This window comes from Streptomyces sp. NPDC094032 (assembly GCF_040303965.1).
Lineage (GTDB): Bacteria > Actinomycetota > Actinomycetes > Streptomycetales > Streptomycetaceae > Streptomyces.
The window spans coordinates 58646-74225 of the sequence record NZ_JBEOUE010000001.1 but is presented as its reverse complement, the minus strand read 5'-3'; the positions used below and the strand labels follow the sequence as shown (position 1 = coordinate 74225).

At 73.5% G+C, this 15580-nt stretch carries 11 protein-coding genes; 9 read left to right on the top strand and 2 right to left on the bottom strand.

The window, feature by feature from the left end; translation table 11 throughout:
• Positions 1-50: 50 nt before the first annotated feature.
• Together ABTZ54_RS00185 and eccCa are read right to left on the bottom strand one after the other, a co-directional pair.
• Positions 51-3023: a hypothetical protein gene (locus tag ABTZ54_RS00185; RefSeq protein WP_351654696.1), complete on the bottom strand. Its 2973-nt coding sequence runs from the start codon at positions 3021-3023 to the stop codon at positions 51-53.
• Positions 3020-7117: a type VII secretion protein EccCa gene (gene eccCa / locus ABTZ54_RS00180; protein ID WP_351656355.1), complete on the bottom strand. Its 4098-nt coding sequence runs from the start codon at positions 7115-7117 to the stop codon at positions 3020-3022. Before eccCa ends, ABTZ54_RS00185 begins: the two co-directional genes overlap by 4 nt.
• A 244-nt stretch (positions 7118-7361) precedes the next feature.
• On the opposite strand from eccCa, the gene ABTZ54_RS00175 reads away from it, so the two are divergent.
• The 9 genes from ABTZ54_RS00175 (at position 7362) to ABTZ54_RS00135 (ending at position 15555) form a co-directional block, all read left to right on the top strand.
• Positions 7362-7835 (top strand): hypothetical protein, encoded by a 474-nt coding sequence (locus ABTZ54_RS00175; protein WP_351654693.1) that lies wholly within the window; start codon positions 7362-7364, stop codon positions 7833-7835.
• Between the two features lie 101 nt (positions 7836-7936).
• Positions 7937-9316 carry a type VII secretion integral membrane protein EccD gene (gene eccD / locus ABTZ54_RS00170; RefSeq protein WP_351654690.1) on the top strand — a complete coding sequence of 460 codons (1380 nt, stop codon included), beginning with the start codon at positions 7937-7939 and terminating at the stop codon, positions 9314-9316.
• Positions 9317-9469: 153 nt separating this feature from the next.
• Complete coding sequence (gene eccB, locus ABTZ54_RS00165; RefSeq protein ID WP_351654687.1) at positions 9470-10948, top strand: type VII secretion protein EccB; 1479 nt, start codon at positions 9470-9472, stop codon at positions 10946-10948.
• An 88-nt stretch (positions 10949-11036) separates the two neighbouring features.
• A complete protein-coding gene (locus tag ABTZ54_RS00160) occupies positions 11037-11375 on the top strand; it encodes a hypothetical protein (RefSeq protein WP_351654683.1) in 339 nt (112 codons plus the stop codon).
• Positions 11376-11418: 43 nt separating this feature from the next.
• Positions 11419-11715, top strand: coding sequence for a hypothetical protein (locus ABTZ54_RS00155; protein WP_351654680.1), 297 nt, complete (start codon positions 11419-11421; stop codon positions 11713-11715).
• 104 nt (positions 11716-11819) lie between these two features.
• Positions 11820-12281 (top strand): hypothetical protein, encoded by a 462-nt coding sequence (locus tag ABTZ54_RS00150; protein ID WP_351654677.1) that lies wholly within the window; start codon positions 11820-11822, stop codon positions 12279-12281.
• A gap of 46 nt (positions 12282-12327) precedes the next feature.
• Positions 12328-14526: a hypothetical protein gene (locus tag ABTZ54_RS00145; protein ID WP_351654674.1), complete on the top strand. Its 2199-nt coding sequence runs from the start codon at positions 12328-12330 to the stop codon at positions 14524-14526.
• 101 nt (positions 14527-14627) lie between these two features.
• Complete coding sequence (locus tag ABTZ54_RS00140) at positions 14628-15254, top strand: YbaB/EbfC family nucleoid-associated protein (RefSeq protein WP_351654671.1); 627 nt, start codon at positions 14628-14630, stop codon at positions 15252-15254.
• Entirely contained in the window at positions 15247-15555 is a 309-nt protein-coding gene (locus ABTZ54_RS00135; RefSeq protein WP_351654668.1) for a hypothetical protein, read from the top strand. Before ABTZ54_RS00140 ends, ABTZ54_RS00135 begins: the two co-directional genes overlap by 8 nt.
• The last annotated feature ends 25 nt before the right edge of the window (positions 15556-15580 follow it).

Below are 15580 nucleotides of genomic sequence, written 5' to 3'. Positions count from 1 at the left end.
AACGCGGCCGGCACCGGGAGGTGTCGGCCGCGTCGTGTGTGCCGCCCGGGTCAGAACAGCGGGGCACCCGGCGCCAGATGGAAGCGGGCCGCCCCGCCCGGCAGCGCCCGGCGGTCCTCCGGCGCCAGCATGTCCCGCCGCTGGAACCACGTGGCGAGCCGTTCGCGCGCCCGCTCGTCGCGCGGTCCCGGGCCCTCGCCCGGGGCGGCCTCGCGCAGCAGGACCCGGATCGGCCCGTCGTCCTCCGCCGGTGGTACGAGGTCGAGGACGACGAACGAGGCGCCGGGCGGGAACACCACCTCCGGCTCCGCGTCCGGCGCCCCGAACACGCCGGTACGGCGCCCCGTCGTCGACCAGATGCCGAACTCCACGGCCCCCTCCAGCTCCACGTCGCACGCGGAGACCGCCGCCACCGGGCCCGCCTCCACGAGGACCTCGCCCGGCAGGTACCGGTCCAGCGGGACCAGCTCGGCCGGAGCGGCGAGCATCACCGCGCCGTAATGGCTCGGCAGCCGCCTGAGCCCGGACCCCAGGCAGTTCAGGAGCGGCGTGAAGGGCCCCGCCCCGCCCGCCCGGGCGGTGGCCACGAAGTCCGCGCGGGCGGCGGGCTCCGCCGAGTCCACGTGGTAGAGCGAGACCGCCACCAGATCCGGCTTCAGATCGTCCTGCGGGGTCGACCTGAGCGCGGGCAGCCGCGAGGCCAGCGACTCCGTCCGGCTCGCCAACAGGTGATACCGCGGCCCGAGAAGCCCCTTCAGCCCCGCCCGGTCCTCTGGGCGGCTGCGGCCGGTCATGGGGGGCGGGGAGGCGGGGGCGGGGGCGGGGGCGCCGGTTGCCACGGGGGGTGCGGGCTGGGGTTCGGCGGGAAGGGGGGGCCGAGCCGGGGCTTGGGCAGTGGGTCCGGCCAGGGCTTCGACGACGGCGCCGTGCGGGGCTTCTGCCGGGGGTCCGGCAGTGAGACCAGTCGGGGCTCCGGACGGAACTCCGGCAGTGGGACCGGTCGGGGCTTCTGCCGGGGCTCCGGCGATGGCGCCGTGCGGGGCTCCGGCCGTGAGGCCGGTCGGGGCTTCTGCCAGGTCTCCGGACGGAGCTCCGGCAGTGGGACCGGTCGGGGCTTGCGCCAGGGCTTCGTACGGGGCTTCTACCGGGACTTCAGCCATGGCCCCGTGTGGGGCTTCTGCCCGGGCTTCGGCCATGGCGCCGCGCGGGGCTTCTGCCGGGTCGTGGGCGACGCCTTCGGGTGACGGCTCGGCGGGGGCTGCGTCGGTTCCGTCGGCCGGGTCGATCTCCTGGGCCTCGCCCGGGTGTTCGGGCCGGGCTTCGTCGGTGCCTCTGGGGCGTATGCGCGCAAAGGCTTCGGCGGTGCTCTCGACCGGCACCGCTTTCGGTGCCTCGCCCGAGAGTTCGCCCGCCACCTCGGCCGCACCGAGCCAGCGCAGATCGTGGGTGTGGGCGCAGGCGCGTGCCGGGGCGAGGTCCGTGTCTGCGGCGGCGTGGACGAGGAGGCCGTACGGCTCGGACGTGGCCATCGGCGGCAGCGCGGCCAGCACGTCGGGGACCGCCTCCCAGACCGCCGGATCGAGGTCCCGTTCCGGGTCGCCGACCACCAGCGTCGGACGGTGCGGGTCCGGGACCAGAGTGCGGGGCCATCCGCGCCCCGGGCGCCCCTCGGGGCGGAGCCAGAAGCCCGCCGGGACCGCCTCCACGACCCACCCGTGCAACGGCGCCTGGTGAACGGCCGGGGCGAGTCGGTCCAGGGTCGGCAGCCTCAGCCACGCGGCCGGCACGACGCGGCAGCGGCCGGGCGACGCGACCAGTTCGAGCAGGGCGGGACGCCAGGTGGGCCCGCCCGTCGGGTCGAGGTACGTGGTGGCGCGAGCGCCGCCGTCGAGGTGGACGGGCAGGCCGACCGCCGCGCGTACGTCGTGCCCGAGGTGCTCGGCGAGCGCGACGGCGAGCCGGGTGAGGTCCGCCGGGCCGGCCCAGGGGGCCGTGAGCAGCAGGCCACCGGGGTCGGGCGCCGCCACACCCCGTACCAGGGCGAGGAAGTCCTCCGTCGCGGGCGCCGGCCGGTCCGGCGTACCGACACCGAGGAACCAGTCACCCGGCCCCACGCCCACCAACACGGCCATACCGTCGGGCTCCTCCCCCAGCCATGCTCCGGCCGCCTGAGCGTGTGCGGGATCGGGGCGGGGGTCGGGGCAGGGCTCCGGGCGGGGATCGGATCCGGATTCCCGCTCGGATTCGGCCCCACGCTCGGTCTCGGTTCCGGGCTCGGCCCCACGCCCGGGGCCGGGGCCGGCCCCGGCCCCGGGCTCAGGCCCGGGCTCAAGCTCGGGCTCGGTCTCGGTCTCGGTCTCGGTCTCAGGCCCAGGCCCAGGCCCAGGCCCGGGCCCGGGCCCGGGCTCGGTCTCGGGCTCGGTCTCGGGCTCGGCCCCACGCTCGGGCCCGGGCCCGGGCTCAAGCTCAAGCTCGGGCTCGGGCTCTACCTCAAGCCCCCGCTCGACTGCGAGCCCGGATTCGACCTCGCAGTCGAACTCCCATGCAGAGGCCCCCTGTTCGCCATCCCCCTCCCCCATCCCCTCCCCGAACCCCGGCGGCCAGTCCGGCCCCAGTCGCGTCGGGGGACCGTCCGGGGTGTGCAGCCACCAGGTTGCCGGTGGGGTGAGGGTCAGGGAGCCGTCGGGGTCGATCGTGACGGTGCCGTCCGGGGACGCGATCGGGAGGCCGGTTCGTTCGCTCACCGTGGCGGCCGGGCGGTGGCCGTCCGGGCCCGGGGCGGCGAGGCCCGAGGCGGCCAGGATCAGGGCTTTCGCGCCGCGTTCGGCGGCCAGGGCGGCTAGTTCGGGGAGGGCCGCGCGGAGGACGGGGGCCGCGTCGGCCGCCGCGGCGAGGACGACGAGCGCGTCGGGGAGGGGGGCCAGGGCACTGAGCGCGGCGCCCAGGGCCGCTTCGGTCTCGGCGGGGGCGATGACCAGGTGCGGGCCGACCGGGCGCAGCCGGGTGGTGGTGGGGGCGGTCATCGGGGGCTTCCGTTCTGCGGGGTGTCCGGGTCGAGGCAGGGCGTCTGGAGCTGGACCGTGCGGCGTCGCGTGATGTGCTGGGCGCGGCCGACCGGGAGCACCTTCGGCTTGGTGCTGCCGAAGAGGTAGCCCTCGGTGGGCGGGCAGGACAGCAGGACGCCGGGGGTGTTGACCTCGTGCAGCCTGCGCAGCAGCGGATCGCCGAGGGCGCGGCCCGCGCCGTTGGCCGAGCGGGCCACGATGATGTGGAGGCCCAGTTCGGCGCCCTGGGCAAGGTGCTCGATGACGGGCTGGAACGGGTGCTGGACGGTCGAGCCGATCAGGTCGAAGTCGTCGACGATGACGAAGAGTTCGGGCCCGGTCCACCAGTCGCGCAGACGCAGCCGGTCCGGCGTGATGTCGGCCGAGGGCACCCGCCCCGCCATGGCCTTGGCCGCGCCCGCGATCATCTTGCGGAGCGGGTCGGCGGCGACGGCGTAACCGAGGCGGTACTCCTCGGGCACCGTCTCGTACAGCTCGCGGCGGAAGTCGACCAGCATGATGCGGGCCTGTTCGGGGGTGTACGCGGCCATGATCTGGCCCGCGACGTACTTGAGCAGGTTGGTCTTTCCGGTCTCGCTGTCGCCGAAGACCATGAGGTGCGGGTTCTGTTCGAAGTCGTGCCAGAGCGGGCTGACCTCCTGGTCCTCCAGGCCGAGCGCGATCCGCAGCTTTCCGCGCGGGGCGGGCAGGTCGGCGGCGTCGAGGACGAGCGGCAGCATCCGGACCTCGGGGGCGCGGGGGCCCGGCCAGTGGTCGGCGACGACGTCGACGAGGTCGGCGATGCCCTCCGCGAGGTCCTCGGCGTCACCGATGCCGTCCAGTCGGGGCAGCGCGACGAGGAAGTGCATCTGGTCCTCGGTGAGGCCCCGGCCGGGGATCCTCGGGACCTTGCCGGCGGCACGCATGTTGACGACGGAGTCCACCGGGTCACCGAGCCGCAGCTCGAAGCGGGTCTGCAACTGGTCGCGCAGCGCGCTGGTGATCTCGCCCCAGCGGGTGGTGCCGATGACGAGGTGGACGCCGTAGTTGAGGCCGCGCTGCGAGATCAGGGTGAGCGGCTGGACGAGGTCCATGAACTCCTGGCGCAGCGTGTTCCAGCCGTCGATGACGAGGAACACGTCGCCGTGCGGGTCGTCGGGGAGCTCCCCCGCGGCCTTTCTGCGGCGGAACGCGGCGATCGAGTCGATGCCGAGTTCGGCGAAGCGCTTCTCGCGCCGGGTGATGATCGAGTTGATCTCGGCGATGGTCCGGTTGACGCGTTCGGGGTCGTGCCGTCCGGTGACTCCGCCGACGTGCGGCAGACCGCGCAGCCCGGAGAGCGCTCCGCCGCCGAAGTCGAGGCAGTAGAACTGCACTTCGGCCGGCGAGTGGGTGAGCGCGAGTCCGGCGAGGAGGGTGCGGATGAGGGTGGACTTGCCCGACTGCGGGGCGCCGGCCACGCCGATGTGCCCGTCCGCTCCCCCGAGGTCCGCGACCAGCAGGTCGCGGACCTGCTGGAACGGCTTGTCGACAACGCCGACCGGCACCTTCAGCGTGCCGCGCAGCGCGGTGCCGACGGTGAAACCGTGGTCCGGGTCGGGGCCGATCGGCGGCAGCAGTTCGTCGAGGGTCGGAGGTATGTCGAGGGGCGGCAGCCACACCTGGTAGGCGGGCGGTCCCGCGTCCTTGAGGCGGTCGGCGGCGATCTCCAGGAGGGAGCGGTTCTCCTCCGACGCCTCCGGCTGCGGTTCCGGCTCCTCGACTGCCGACGGCGGGAGGGTGGTCGGCGCCACGTACGCGGTTCCGTAGGCGACGACCTGCCCGGCGATCACCGCGCGCTGCGCCTCGGTGCGGCGCTGGGGCCGGTAGCCGCCGGAGACGTACGCCGCCTTGAAGCGGGTGAGGGTGGAGATGTCGCTGCGCAGATAGCCGTTGCCGGGCTGGGAGGGCAGGTGGTAGGCGTCGGGGACGCCGAGGACGCCGCGCGACTCCATGGCGGAGAAGGTGCGCAGTCCGATGCGGTACGAGAGGTGGGACTCCAACTGGTGGACGCGGCCCTCGTCGAGGCGCTGCGAGGCGAGCAGCAGGTGCACGCCGAGCGAGCGGCCCAGGCGTCCGATCATGACGAAGAGGTCCATGAAGTCGCGGTGCGCGGCGAGGAGTTCGGAGAACTCGTCGACCACCACGAACAGCGTCGGCAGCGGGTCGAGAGGGGTGCCGGCCGCGCGCGCCGTCTCGTACTCCAGGAGGGAGGAGTAGTTGCCGGCGGAGCGCAGCAGTTCCTGGCGCCGGATCATCTCGCCGTGCAGCGCGTCGCGCATGCGGTCGACGAGGTCGGCCTCGTCGGCCAGGTTGGTGATCACCGCGGAGGTGTGCGGGAGGCTGTCGAGGCCGAGGAAGGTGGCGCCGCCCTTGAAGTCGACGAGGACGAAGTTGAGGATCTCGGAGGAGTGGGTGAGGGCCAGGGCGAGGACGAGGGTCCGCAGCAGTTCGGACTTGCCGGAGCCGGTGGCACCGATGAGCATGCCGTGCGGGCCCATGCCGCCCTGCGCGGACTCCTTGATGTCGAGGTCGATGGGCGTACCGTCCGGTCCCAGGCCCAGCGGCACGCGCAGCTTCCCCGTGGGGGTGCGCCGGCTCCAGGTCTCCCGGACGTCGAAGCCGTACAGGTCCTTGATGCCGAGGAGCGCGGTCAGGTCGAAGTCCGTGGTGAGGGGTTCGCCGGAGTCGAGGCTGTCGCCGATGCGGTAGGGCGCCATCAGGGTGGCGAGCCGGCCGGCGGCGGGCAGCGTGAGCGCGTCGGGGCGGCCGAGGGCGGTGATCTCGTCCTTGCGGTTGCGGTCCGCGCCGACCATCTCCAGGACGGGCCGCCCGGCACACCCGCCCGTGGGCGCGGTCGTGGCGCCTTCGCCCTCGCCGTCCCCGTCGGTGATGCGGAGCCGCAGGACGAGGCGGCTGTGCTTCCACTCCAGGGTGTCGCCGACATCGATCACGGTGGCGTTGCGGTAGCCGCCGAGGGCGGCCCGGTGCGGGCCCGTGAGACGGGCGCCGTCGAGGACGATCACGGTGTACGGCTCGTCCCGGCTGGGCACGGCGTCGGGCTCGTACGCGGGGCGGGCCGCGAACTCCTCGCCCAGCAGCTGCTCCAGCTCGCCCAGGCTGCCGGCGAGCAGCCGGAGCGGTCCCGCGCCGTCGTGCTCGGTCGGGTGCAGGGCGTGCGGGAGCCACTTGGTCCATTCCCAGGCGGCCCGGCGGTCCGGCGCGGCGACGACGGCGACGCGCAGCTCGTCGGGGGCGTGGAAGGTGGCGAGCTGGCAGAGGATCGCGCGGGTCAGGGCGCGGGCGCGCTCGGCGGTGTCGGCGGCCTCGGCGGACTCGGTGGACTCGGTGGGCCGGACGGACTCGGCGGGCCGGACGGGCTCGGCGGGCTCGGCGGGCTCGACGGCCCCGCTGGAAGCCGCCCCCTCCTCCCGGATCAAGACGTGGGCGAAGCCCCGCAGGTGGATGGCGACGGGCTGGTCGGCGACCGTGCCGTACGCGTGGATGAAGCGGCGCAGGGCGTGCGCGCTGAGCGGTTCGAGGTCCTCGACGGGCTTGGTGGCGAGCGGTGCGAGGCGTACGGCGAGCCGCTGCGCGCCGACCGCGATGCGCACGTCGCTGAAGTCGGGGTGGGAGGCGCGCCGTTCCCACAGGCGGGTGGTCCGGACGAGGGAGCGCAGTTCGTCGGGGCCGGGGTGGCGCCAGGCCAGGGCCTCCTGCTGCCGGCCGATGTCCTTGCGCACCTGGCGGCGCATCTGGCTCAGATAGCGCAGGTAGTCGCGGCGTTCGGCGGTCAGTTCCTGTTTGCGGTCGGTGTTGCCCCGGATGATGGAGGTGACGACCATGCCGATGGCCGACACCGCCATGGTGCCCATGGCGACGTAGGTGAGGATCCCGCCGTTGGGGCGCAGGAAGATGAAGACCATCGACAGCGAGGAGAGGGCCATCGGCAGCATCGTGATGATGTTGCCGAGCCCGCTCTGTCGTTCCGGCAGGACCGGGGGCTCCTGTAGCTGGATCTCCCCGTCCGGCATCTCGGGGCCGGGCCGCCGTGGCGGCCGGTCGACGTGCAGCACGCTCAACGCAACGCTCCTCACACCTGGCCGGCGGCGGTTCTCCTGGACGTCCGGCGTCCCGGAGAACGGCGGGCGCGGTACGCGCGGTTCACCCGGGGCCGGGCGCGGCGTGAACCCGGGCCGTGGCCGTGCCCGTTGATCCGGTGCGGTGGGCCGATAGAGTGGCGTGGATCGTGCCGTCCGGCGGACGGACCAGAGGCACGTGCGGCAGCGGAGGCGGGAGAGCCCGGTGTACGGCGACGGGGACGGTTACCGAGACGCGGAGTCGGTGCGCTCGATGCTGCGTTCGTGGGGCCAGGACATGGACCCGGCCGAGTCGGGGATCCTGCCCGGGGCGGAGGCCGCGGGACGCGGGTACGGCACCGGTCTCGACGTGCCGCACGCCGACGCCGCGGCGGTGGTCGGCGCGGTCGTCCGGCTGCTCGGCGCGCCCGCGGGACCCGGGCGCCGCCCCCGTGGCCTGGCCGAGCTCGCGGCCCTGAGCGGCCTGCCGGCGGAACGGTTCGCGGAGCTTCGGCTGCTCGCCCAGGCGCTGGTGGTGGACGAGCACCCGTCGGCGCCGATCTGGTCCGCCGAGGAGCGGCTGGAGGCCTCGTCCTGGGTCGCCGTGCTGATCGAGCGGCGGGGCGACGACGGGGTGGCGGCGTTGGTCGCGGAGCTGCGGCGCTCGCGGTGAGTCCGTTCCGCTCGCACTGAACTCTTCCTGGCACCGGAGCCGTTCTCGCGGCTGGGGGCGCTCGCCGCGCCTCCGGCCGACGGCGGGAAGGACGGTGTGGGGTGAGCGCGAGTGCGGTGGCAGGGCTCTGTCGCCTGAGGTTTCACGGGCCGGGGAAGGTGGTCGAGCTCTCCGTACCCGCGGACGTGCCGCTGGCGGATCTGCTGCCGACCGTCCTCGGTTACGCGGGTGAGGAGCTGGACGAGGAGGCCGTCGAGGCCGGGGGCTGGGTGCTCCAGCGGCTCGGCGGGGAGCCGCTGGACGAGGAGCTGTCGGCGGGGGCGGCCGGGCTGAAGGACGGCGAGCAGTTGTTCCTGAGGCACCGGCGGGACGCCTTCCCGGTGGTCCACTTCGACGACCTGATCGACGGCGTGTCGGTGGGCCTTGAGGAGCGCGGTGCGTCCTGGCGGCCCCTGGACACCCACCACGCGGCCCTGGCTCTCGCGCTCACCGCGCTCGCCGGAGGTCTGGCGCTGCTCGTGCTGTCGGAGGGGATCGGCACGCTGCGGGTGGTGGTGGCCGGGGTGATCGGGGGGCTGCTGCTGCTCGGCGCGGCCAGCGCCTCGCGGGCGGTGGGTGACGCCGGGGCGGGCACCGCGCTGGGTGCGGCCGCCGTGCCGTACTTCGCGCTGGCCGGGGCGCTGCTCCCGGCGGGCGGCGCGGATCTGGCGGACGCGCGGTTGCTGGCGGGTGGCTCGGCGGCGGCCGGGAGCGCGGTGCTCGCGCTGGCCGCGGTCGGCTGTTCCGCGCCGCTGTTCCTGGGTGTCCTGCTCACCTCGGCGGTCGCCGTGCTGGCGGGGGCGATCGGTCTCGCCGGGCCGACGCCCGGTGAGACGGCCGCGATCGTGATGGTCCTGGTGCTGGTCCTTGGCGCCTTCGCGCCGGGGCTCGCCTTCCGGCTCTCGGGGCTCAGGCTGCCCGCGCTGCCGCGCACGGCGGACGAGTTGCAGGAGGACATCGAGCCGTTCCCCGCGCAGGAGGTGCTCGACCGCGCCGGGGTCGCCGACGCGTACCTCACCGCCTTCCACATGGTGCTCGGCGGGCTGTGCGCGGGGGGCCTGACGCTGCTGGTGCGGCTGCCGGGCTGGGCTCCGGCCACGCTGACGGGCGTGCTGTGCCTGCTCCTTGCGCTGCACTCCCGCGAGTCCGGCTCGCGGTGCCAGCGCCTGGCGCTGCTCGTCCCCGCTGTGTACGGCCTGACGCTGCTCGCGGTGCGGTGGGCGCTGGGGCTCGACGGGGCCGGAAGGCTGGGCCTGCTGGCCGGCCTCACGGCCCTGGCGGCCGCGCTCGCCGTCGTCTCGTGGACGGTGCCGGGACGCCGGATGCTGCCGTACTGGGGCCGGATCGGCGATCTCCTGCACAGCACGCTGGCGCTGAGCGTGCTGCCCCTCGCGGCGACGGTGACGGGGCTGTTCGGCTGGGTGCGGGGGCTGAGCGGCTGAGCGGATGGGCCGGGCGGCCGGCTGGGCCACCGGGCCACCGGGCCAGCGACCAACCAGCCGGCGATCCGGCCCACCGGCCCACGTGCCGGCCATCCCCACCAACCCACCAGCCCCCCAACCCCACCACCACCCGCAACCCCCCAAGGAGTCGACATGCAGTCCAGGCGCGACCAGGTGCAGGCGCATCTGTTCGTGATGAGCAGGCTTGAGGCCGGGATGTTGCGGGGGGAGCCCGACGCGGCGGATCTCACGCCGCGCAGGACCCATCGTGGGATCCGTACCGGGCTGTTCATCGCCTTGGCGATTGCCCTGGTCATGGGGCTGTACGGGGCCATCAGGCCGGGTGGGGCGAGCGGGTGGCGCAAGCCGGGGACGCTGGTCGTGGTGAAGGAGACCGGGGCCCGGTATCTGTTCGTCGGGGGCAGCTTGCGCCCGGTGCTCAACGAGGCCAGTGCGCGGCTGGTGGCCGGGGAGCGGATGAGCGTCGCCCAGGTCAGCGCGAACTCGTTGGCGGGCACACCGCGTGGCGGGCCCGTGGGGATCGTGGGGGCGCCCGACGGGCTGCCCGCGGCGGGGCGGCTGACCCGGGGCGACTGGCTGGTGTGCGGCACGGTGAGCCGCACCCCGTCGGGCGGCGCCCGGGCCACCTTGGCCGTCGCGGTGGGCGCCGACCGCACCGGGACGCCGCTCACTCCCGAGCAGGGCGTCCTGGTCGTCACCCCCGACGGCGCCCGGCACCTGCTCTGGCAGGGGCGGCGGCTGCGGATCGACACCGCGAACGGCGCCGACACGGCCCTCGGGTTCGGCGCGGTGACGCCGTACCCGGTCACCGCCGTGTTCCTGAACGCGCTGCCCGCAGGACCCGACCTCGCGCCGCCCGGGATCGCCGGGCGCGGCACCCCCGGGCCCGCGCTCGGGGGGCGGGCGACGACGGTGGGGCAGTTGTTCGCCGGGCCGTCCGGGGAACCGTACGTGCTGACCCGTGGCGGGCTCGCGGCGCTCGACGCGACCCGTTTCGATCTGCTGCGCGGTGATCCCCGCACCCAGCGGGAGGCGTACCGGGGCGCGGCCCCGGTCGCGCTGCCGGTCGGCGCGGCCGATCTGGCGGCGCATCCGGCACCGGCCGGGACGGTACCGGACGGCGGGCTGCCGACGACGCCGCCGCAGCCGGTGGCGATGGCGGCCGGGCGGGCGGTGTGCACGGCGGTGAAGCCCTCCGGCGGGTCGCCGCGCACGCTGGTGACGGTGGTGGACGCGGCCTCCGTGGCGGGGGCGCCGCCGGTGCCCCGGCCGGGCGTCGTGGCGGGCTGCGGGGTCGCGGACCGGGTCGCCGTACCGCCGGGCGGCGGGGCGTTCGTACGGGCGCTGTCGGGGGCGGGCGCGGCGGGGGCGGGCTATCTGGTGGCGGACGACGGGGTGAAGTACCCGGTGCCGTCGCCGGAGGCGGCGAAGGCCCTCGGTTACGGCGCGGCGGTCCCGGTGGGGGTGCCGGCCGCGCTGCTGTCGTTGCTGCCCACCGGGCCGGGCCTGGAACCCGCGCTGCTCGCCACGACCGGGATCGTCACGTCGGCGGAGTCGAAGGAGATGGCGGAGACGGCGGAGACGGGGAGCGCGGCCGGGCGCTGCGGGTGAACCGCCGGTCGGGCGCGCCCCGTTCACCCGGGCGGAGAGCTTTTCTCCCTCCTACCGCTCGCTCGTACCGCAGGAAGAAGGAGGCACCGTGTCGGACGTCGACACCAGCACCTTGAAGATCGGCGCGGCCGATCTGCAGGCCCGGCTCAACCAGCTCAACATGCGCGCCCAGGGCATGGAGCGTTCCTACAAGCGTTCCGAGGACATCGCGAACGGTGTGGCGGCCAGCATGCAGTCCGCCGCGGGCACCAAGTTCGTGCAGAAGATCGAGATCTGGCAGACGGCCGTGCGTACCTGCATGGCTGAGTACCAGGACATCATCAGCGCCGTCGAGGCCACGATGAACATCATGACGGTGAGCGCCGACGACGCCGCGACCGTCACGGACATGTGGGACGGCGACGTCTACACCGTTCTCAGCAAGTAGCCCACCCGGCCCCCGTCGGCCCTCCCACGAGTAAGGACGCAGCATGAGCGAAATGGACATGACGGTCAAGCACCAGGAGCTGACCGTGCAGACGGAGGAGATGAAGCAGCTCGCGCAGCAGATGAAGAACGAGCTCAGTGAGATCGTCCAGGCGCTGGCGTCGATGAAGGACTCGTTCAGCGGTGAGGCGGCGGCCGAGTTCGACCAGTTCGCGCAGACCGTGCAGCGGGTCGACGGCGAGCTGTCGATCAACTTCGACGCGGGCGCGGCCGCGCTGACCGAGGCGCACGACATCGTACGGAACGGTGACCGCAAGAGCGCCTTCCACTTCCAGCGCTGATCGGGCGGGTCGCCGCATCGTCCCGGCGGCTGAACCCCGCCGGGCCGGGCCCCCGTTCTCCTTGCCGGACAGCGAGTTCCCGCCCAGCGACAGGAGCGCGGCAGATGGCGACCACCAGCACCGATCCCAAGCCCGACGACAAGGACAAGGAGAAGGAGGAGGACTCCTTCAAGGTCACGGAGGAGGTCCTGCTGGACTTCGCCAAGAAGTTCGAGGGCTTCCTCAAGGACTTCAGCGAGAACCCGTACATGCAGAACCTCCAGCGGTGGGCCATGGGCACGTTCGCCGACGACGACGGGCTGCTGAAGCCGGCCAATCCGAAGGAGCTGCTCAGCGCCAAGCAGGTGCAGGACGGCTTCAAGAAGCTGTGCCACGACCTGTTGCAGTCCCTGGGGATGTTCGAGGCGGCGGCGAAGAGCACCTTCATCACCCTGAGCACGATCAAGGTGATCCTCCAGAACGCGGCCGACGAGGCGCTCACCACGGCCGAGATGTGGGACATCCTCAACGACATCCAGAAGGGCATCAAGCCGCCGACCCAGTCGACCCCGCCCGCGAGCTCCTAGTCACCATCCCGCACCCGCTTCGGCACGGAAGGAACCGCGCCCTGCCATGGCCGTGAACAAGAACTGGGAGCAGGGCCTCAGGGTCTACCTCCCCGAGACCAACACCCTGACCGACCGCAACGCCGTCGCCGGGCCGAGCTCGGAGGGCTGGGTCGCCGAGAACAGCCTGCGCATCATCCGCAACGCCGACCAGAACACGGACTACAGCAAGGTCTTCGACTTCTTCTGGTCCGGCTGGCAGACGCTGACCGTCACGGACGGCGGCAACGTCCCGCCGCCGCGCCTCCATGTCGTCGGGTTCAACGCCGACTGGTCCAAGGTCTTCATGAACGCCTCGTCGAAGTGGAACCTGTTCACGACGGCCGAGCCGCAGAAGAACTTCGAGCCGCTGGTCTACCCGCCGTACCGCAACGAGGTGTCCAACGTCTGGACCTTCGACCACGGCGCCGACGAGATCGCCGGCATCGTGAAGTGGTTCGACCACTGGCAGCCCATCGTGCAGAGCTGGGTCGACTCGGTGGACTCCACGGTGTCGGACTGGAAGGGCAGCGCGGCGGGCGCGCTCAAGAAGTATCTGACGGTGGTCGTCGCGGAGATGGCCAAGGTCCGGCTTGACCTCACGGCGCCGACCGACTACGCGAAGACCGTCCTGGAGAAGCACGATCTGCTGCACAAGGCGATCATGCTGCTCTACCAGGGCTGGACGGCGTGGAAGGGCCAGCGGGAGTCCCGGCCGATCGACCTGCTGTACGACGTGTTCCACGGGGTCATGGACGGCGGCGCGACCTTCAAGTTCGGGCCGACGCCGGAGTACACGTACGACTACTGGAACAAGCGCTGGAACTACGAGCACCCGGACATCGTCACGGTGCTCGACAAGGGCGGCAGCGACGTCACGCTCGCCAACTGGATCAAGGGCGTCGAGGGCGAGGCGAAGAAGCGCTGGCTGGCCGGCATCGTCACCCTCGACAACGCGGCCAGGGACTCCGTCGGCCCGCTCGACGACGCCTATCTCCGCCTCGGCAAGTCCCTGAGCAAGGGCGTCTACCTGCCGAACCTCGGCATGCCGGGCGGCGGTACGGGCGGCGGGAGCACCGGGTCCGGCGGTTCGGGCAACGTGAACCTGGACGACGTCCTGAAGGACAAGGACGGCGACGGCAGCCTGCGCGGCATCGACAAGCCCGGCACCCCCGATCCCAACACCCTCCTCGGACCCACCGGCGGCAAGCCGGGCGGCAAACCGGGTGACAAGCCGGGCGGCATCCCCGGGATGCCCGGCCCCGGCGCGCCCGGGACGCGCCCGAACGGGCCGGGCACCAAGCCGCCGGTGACCGTCCCGCCGCCGGGCACTCCGGTCCCGGGCGGCGGGAGCGGGCAGGTGCCCCTGCTCGACAAGAACGGCAAGCCGGTGCTCGGCCCGGACGGCAAGCCGATCATGGTGCCGCCCGGCTCCCGCATCGGCAAGGACGGCAAGGTCTACGACTCCAAGGGCAACCCCGTCCTGGGCAAGGACAAGAAGCAGATCGTGGCCCCGCCCGGCGCCAAGGTGGGCACCACGCCCAACACCTCGCAGAACGGCGACAACGGCCTGCCCGGCCTCAACACCCTGGACCGGATCCGGCTGCCCGAGGGCGCGAAGATCCTCCCGAACGGGACCGTCGTCGGCGCCGACGGCAAGCCGCTGTACGACTCCAACGGCAATCCGTACGCGCTGCCCAAGGGCTCCACGATCAAGGACGGCATCGTCCTCGGACCGGACGGCAAGCCGCTGAGCCGCTCCCACCAGCTGCTGTCCAACGCGGAGAACGCCCTCAACAGCCGGCAGACGCCGAGGCCGAACACGGTCTCCCACAACACCGACGTCCCCTCGTACAAGTCGAACAATCCCCGGGTGCCGGCCGGCAGCGGCGGCGGCGGTGGTGTGGGCGCGCCCAAGCCGGGCACTCCCGGCACCGTGGGCGGGCTCACCGGTCTCGGCGACCGCGCCACCCGGTTCGGCGCGACGGCCCCGGCCACACCGGCCGCCGCCGCGGCCGCCGCCGCGGCCCAGCAGGCCCGCTCCGCGGCGCAGGCCGCCGCCCAGGCGCCGGGTCAGTCGCCGATGATGCCGCCGATGAGCCCGGGCGCCGGGGCGGGCGCCGCGCCGAACCAGGGCAAGGACCGGCAGCGCACCACCTGGCTCACCGAGGACGAGGACACCTGGGGCACGGACACCGGCACGGTCGGCGGGGTCATCGGCCGCTGAGGCGGCCCCGACCCCGGCCACGACCCCGGCCCCGGCCCCGGTCCCGACCACCTCCGCATCCACGGCCACGTCCCCTCCCCCCGTACGGAAAGGCACGCATCATGCAGCAAGGCGATCCCCAGCGGCCCGGCGTCCCTCCCACGGGCGTCCTGCCGCCCGACGTCGGCCGGCTCGACATCGACAGCCGGATCAAGGAGGCCATGGCCTCGCTCCACGAGCACCGCGACCGGATGCTCGCGGTCCGGTCCGAGCTGGAGGCGGCCACCTCGTCCGCCACGACCAAGGACCGGCTGATCTCGGTGACCGTCGGCCCGCAGGGGCAGGTCGTCTCGTTGACGTTCCACACCACCGCGTACCAGCAGATGGCCCCCGCCGAACTCTCCGCCGCCCTGGTCGGCGTCCTCAACGACGCCCGTGCCTCGATGGGCCGTCAGGTCACCGAGCGGATCAAGGGGTTCGCCGATTTCGGGGCCGGTCTGCGGGTCGCGGCGGGGGTCGCCGACATGCCGTCCGACCTCGACGAGCTGATGAAGCCGCTGCGCTCGATGGGCGCCGAGTTCGAGGCGGACGAGGCGCGGGAGACGGAGCGGGCCGAACGGCAGGAGGAGTACGTCGCCGAGGAGGCGGCGCGCGCCGGGCGGGCCGAACGCGAGGAGAAGCAGGAGGAGTTCGCGGCCGCGTCCGAGAGCCGTGTGCCCACCGGGAAGCAGGAGGAGTTCCATGGCTGACACGACCAAGGTCTTCGGCGACCTCAAGAAGCGGTTCCAGCACTACGACCAGTACAAGACGTGTCTGGACGACCTCAACCGCATGATCACGCGCGTCAACGACCTCAACAAGACCTCGGCGGGCGACGACGAGATCGGCCGGGCGTACCACCAGCAGGTCGACAAGCCGACCCAGAACCTGACGGAGACCATCGCCGGTGTCCGCAAGCGGCTCGGAGTGATCGTCGAGGGCGGCTACGACACGGTCGACACCATGAAGAAGGCCGACGAGGACTCCGCGGAGGCCGCGGGCTCGTGGTGAACCGGGGCCGTCACGCGCCCCGTTC